At 41.6% G+C, this 2816-nt stretch carries 3 protein-coding genes and 1 pseudogene; 3 read left to right on the plus strand and 1 reads right to left on the minus strand.

Annotated features, from left to right (window positions below):
* From FH976_RS15530 to FH976_RS15540, 3 genes and pseudogenes are all read left to right on the plus strand, one after another.
* On the plus strand, nucleotides 1-1010 hold a 1010-nt coding region (locus FH976_RS15530), incomplete at its 5' end, for an ISAs1 family transposase (RefSeq protein ID WP_194091684.1).
* A 40-nt stretch (nucleotides 1011-1050) separates the two neighbouring features.
* Nucleotides 1051-1212: pseudogene (locus tag FH976_RS15535) on the plus strand (ISAs1 family transposase); the annotation flags it as partial.
* 74 nt (nucleotides 1213-1286) lie between these two features.
* Entirely contained in the window at nucleotides 1287-2099 is an 813-nt protein-coding gene (locus FH976_RS15540) for a glycosyltransferase (RefSeq protein WP_194091685.1), read from the plus strand.
* A 36-nt stretch (nucleotides 2100-2135) separates the two neighbouring features.
* On the opposite strand, the gene FH976_RS15545 is transcribed toward FH976_RS15540, so the two are convergent.
* Nucleotides 2136-2816, minus strand: a 681-nt coding sequence (locus FH976_RS15545) for an IS30 family transposase (protein ID WP_194091686.1), incomplete at its 5' end; no start/stop codon positions are given.

Genomic DNA, 2816 nt, shown 5'->3' on the forward strand with positions numbered 1-2816 from the left:
GTGGAATGAAAACTTGGGATGAGATAGAAGCCTTTGGAGAAGAGAACTTAGAGTGGTTTAGAAAGTTCAGTCCTTACTTATCAGGTATTCCAAGTCAAGATACAACAGCTCGCATTGTTGGACTGGTTGACCCAGATGAATTTTCTCTTTGCTTTACTCGATGGTGTAACGATATTCAACATGAAAAATCATTAGAAACCAACCATATAGCGATTGATGGAAAGTCTTTGAAAGGCACGTATGATCACAGTAAGAAGAAATGCCTAACGCATATGGTCAATGCTTATTCTGTTGATACTGGTCTAGTTTTAGGGCAACTAAAAACGAGCTCGAAATCAAATGAGATTACGACCATCCCCGAGCTCCTCAAATTAATTAGAGTTAAAGGTCGGGTCATTAGCGTTGATGCTATGGGCTGCCAGCGTTCAATTGCAGAGTTGATAGTGGGTAGAAAAGGTGATTATTTAATGTCAGTGAAAGACAATCAACCAAGTCTTCATAAAGTCTTTACCGATAATTTTTCACTGGGGCAATTAAGCGATTATTCCGAGTATGCTTATGAAGAGGAAGAAGTCGGACAGCGTGGCCGTAAGGTGCTAAGAAGCTATATAGTCATTCCATTTACAGAGAAGTTTGGTGACTTTTCGGCTAAGTGGAAAGGCTTGGAAAGTTTATGTATAGCAACGACTTACCAAAAGAAAAATGGTGAGCCTTCGGGCAGCTTGGGGGTTAGATACTTCATTTCCTCTAAGAAAATGAAAGCAGAAGAGTTTGGTAAGTTATGTCGAGGTCACTGGGGTGTTGAAAGTATGCACTGGTGGTTGGACGCCGTAATGAATGAAGATGACAGTCGAATCATCTACAAGCACGCATCCGAAAATCTGTCCCGAATTCGTCAAATGTGCATGAACTTCATTAAGCTTGTAGAGATGAAAGGGACCTTAAAACGCCGACAATTGAAATGCGCGTTAAATACAGAGTTCCGAGAGAGAGTTTTGTTTGGTACTTAAGTGTTTTTAACATTTTTGTAACTCATGCGGGAGCCCTGGTATTAGAGCGGACGACCGAGCAGAGGCTTTTGCAAGGATCAGGCAGATGTGTTTGAACCTATTAAAGAGGGAAACCACCTTTAAAGGTGGTATTAAACGTAAGCGCATGAACTGCGCAATGGACGAAAACTACCTAAGTAAGGTTCTTGAAAGCCTTACGTGACGGTGACGGTGATGTTCATGCGGTTTCCGTATCAAAGCCACTTTCAATTAGAATAAATTTGTGTTGGATTAGTAATGAAAATCTCAGTTTTAATGTCTCTATATTATAAAGAGTCTGCTTCTTTTCTTTGTGAGTGTTTAGAAAGCATAAATAATCAATCTATCCCGGCGGATGAGGTTATAGTAGTTGAGGATGGCCCTTTAACCTCGGAGCTATATAGTGTTTTAGATGAGTGGCAATCAAGGCTGCCTTTAATCAGGGTGTCACTTGAGGAAAATGTTGGTTTGGGCCGCGCGTTGAATCATGGGTTAAAAAAATGCTCTCATGATGTGATTGCACGTATGGATACCGATGATATTTGTCACCCTATGCGATTTGAAAAACAGATATCTATTTTAAAGGATACTGACGTAGATATTTGTGGTAGTTGGGTTTCTGAATTTGAAACGAGTTGTGAACTAATCACGGCTTTTAGGTGCTCTCCAGAGACACACTCAGAAATTGTTGCTACCTCTAGATTGAGAAACCCTTTAAATCACCCTTCTGTAATGTATCGAAAGTCGGCTGTGCTGGATGTTGGTAGTTATGATGATGTTTTGTTTTTTGAAGATTATCACCTTTGGTTGAAGCTGATAGATCATGGCTATAAATTCTACAATATTCAGGAGCCGTTGGTAGCAATGCGTGCTGGAATAGCACAACTCTCTAGGCGTGGTGGCTTAAACTATGCGGTTTTAGAGCTTGCTTTTCTAAAGCGCAGCAGTCGTGAAGGAATTATTCGGAAGAGATATGCTTTAAGGAATGCAATAATTCGTTTTCCTTTACGTATTTTGCCAACTAAGACATTAGGTAACATATATAGAATTATTAGGAGTAGAGAGGCTTAAATGAAGGCGCGGATTCAAATCTGAAGTGCATAACGTTTAGGCGGCTTTAGCCGCCAAGTGATCCTGCATCAATTTTGCAGGCGTTTCAAATCCAAGTGTCTTCCTCGGACGATTATTAAGTTGCTCAAGTACTGGTATAACTTGCGCTGGTGTTACCGCCTTAAAATCGGTGCTCTTCGGCCAATACTGACGTAGTAATCCATTCGTGTTTTCATTCAATCCGCGCTCCCATGAGTGATAAGGGTGAGCAAAATAAACAGGAACACTTAAAGCCTCTGTGATTTGCTCGTGATAAGCGAACTCTTTTCCATTGTCAGCCGTGATGCTATGAAGCGCTGACCTATATGGCCTTAATAGCTCTATCGTCGCCGCAGTGACGGCTTGTGCTGTTTTGCCTGCCACCTGAGTTGATACAGTGAATTGGGTGACCCGCTCTACAATGGTAACAAGGGCGCCTCGATGACCTTTGCCTATGACGGTATCTATTTCCCAATCTCCGATACGACCTTTCTCATCAACTATTTGTGGGCGCTCTTCAATGCTAACGCGATTTTTTATTTGCCCTCGGTTTGTTTTACCATGACTGCGCTTGTGATATTTCTTACCGTGTCGGCGCAGATGTAGGTATAACTCACCACCTGCTTTTTTATCTTCCCAGATATACAGATAAATGCATTCATGGCTGACAGACAGTTGTGGTAAGCGTTCACCGAGGTA

Source organism: Vibrio hibernica, assembly GCF_015223435.1.
In the GTDB taxonomy this organism is placed as follows: domain Bacteria; phylum Pseudomonadota; class Gammaproteobacteria; order Enterobacterales; family Vibrionaceae; genus Vibrio; species Vibrio hibernica.

Coding starts and splice junctions, on each gene's coding strand:
- FH976_RS15540 (WP_194091685.1), top strand. CDS start 1,287: ATGAAAATCTCAGTTTTAATGTCTCTATATTATAAAGAGTCTGCTTCT.